The sequence below is a fragment of the Cohaesibacter gelatinilyticus genome, assembly GCF_900215605.1.
GTDB classification, from domain to species: domain Bacteria; phylum Pseudomonadota; class Alphaproteobacteria; order Rhizobiales; family Cohaesibacteraceae; genus Cohaesibacter; species Cohaesibacter gelatinilyticus.
Genome location: NZ_OBEL01000014.1, coordinates 1 through 1,423, shown reverse-complemented (window position 1 = coordinate 1,423; position 1,423 = coordinate 1). Strand labels below are relative to the sequence as shown.

1 protein-coding gene is annotated in these 1,423 nt (G+C 49.6%); it reads left to right on the top strand.

The window, feature by feature from the left end; translation table 11 throughout:
• Positions 1–107 precede the first annotated feature (107 nt).
• The gene (locus tag CRO57_RS24270) at positions 108–1,148 is read left to right on the top strand and encodes an IS110 family RNA-guided transposase (protein WP_097156125.1); all 1,041 of its coding nucleotides are present in this window, start codon (positions 108–110) and stop codon (positions 1,146–1,148) included.
• Positions 1,149–1,423: the final 275 nt, after the last annotated feature.

Genomic DNA, 1,423 nt, shown 5'->3' with positions numbered 1-1,423 from the left:
CCTACCGACATCAGTCGGTAGATGGGATGGTTGCCGTCCTCCCATCGCGGCATCGTAATGTGCCAGCATACGGGTGTTGACGCCTGTAAAATCGAAAGGACGGCAAAATGAAAGATATTATGATTGGAGTTGATCTGGCAAAGAACGTGTTTCAACTCCATGGTGCCACACAGACTGGTGAAGTCAGGTTCAAGAAGAAGTTGTCACGTGTACGATTTTACCAGTTCATGGAGGATCATGCCCCTGCGGTTGTTGTCATGGAAGCCTGTGGCAGTGCGCATTTTTGGGTACGCGAGATGATGAAGCTTGGCCACGAGGTAAAGTTGATTGCCCCACAATATGTGCGTCCGTTTGTAAAGCGCCAGAAGAATGATGCAGCGGATGCAGAAGCGATCGTTGTGGCAGCACAGCGCCCTGAGATGAGGTTTGTTGAACCGAAGTCAGAAGAGCAACAGGCCCGCACTGTATTGTTCAGATGCCGAGAACGCCTTGTGCGTCAGCGGACTGAATTGATGAATGCCCTTCGAGCAGTTCTTTATGAGCAGGGACATGTCTTTCCCAATGGGATACTGCATTTAAAACGGATCAAGGCGGTGTTGGATGACCTGGATAATGGTCTTGCCCCAATTGTGTTGGAAGAATGTTTGTGTCTGGTCGAGCAAATTCAGGAACAAACCGTCAGGATTGATGGCAAGACAAACAAGATTAAAGCCCTTGCAGAAAAAACGGACATACCACGTCGTTTGCAGACAATGCCCGGTGTTGGCCCGCTGACTGCCTTGGCAATTGAAGCCTTCGTACCCTCAATGGAGAACTTCAAATCTGGGCGTGACTTTGCAGCCTGGCTTGGAATTGTTCCCAGACAGCATTCGTCTGGCGGCAAAGCTCGGCTTGGGAAGGTGTCGAAAGCAGGTCAGGCTGACATTCGCCGACTTTTGATTATTGGTGCGATGACGAGATTGAATTGGTTGGGACGTCAAAATGTGCAGCCGGGATCATGGCTTGCTCGCATGATGGAAAGAAAGCCAAGAATGCTGGTGGCAGTCGCACTTGCCAATAAAATGGCACGGGCAATTTGGGCCATGCTGACAAAGAAACAGGATTATCGGGAACCGGTTCAGGTGGCTGCAGCATATCAATCATGCTGAACTACGTCATCTGAACTTGGCAGGAGAAAGATGCAGGAAGTCAATGATTGAATGGGCAAAATGATCGAACAGATCTGGGGCGGGGAAACCAGTTAAACCACTTGAACGTTATTGTTCGTCCGGTAGATTTGGACCCGATCCGCAGATCACCATACTGGCCAGCGGTCTGTGAAGCACCGCATGAAAAAGGCCTCATAGAAGACCGCACTCGATTTACTTGGCTTATAATCAGAAAACGCTTGCATCACGGACGGCAACCATAGAAGTGGTTTAGT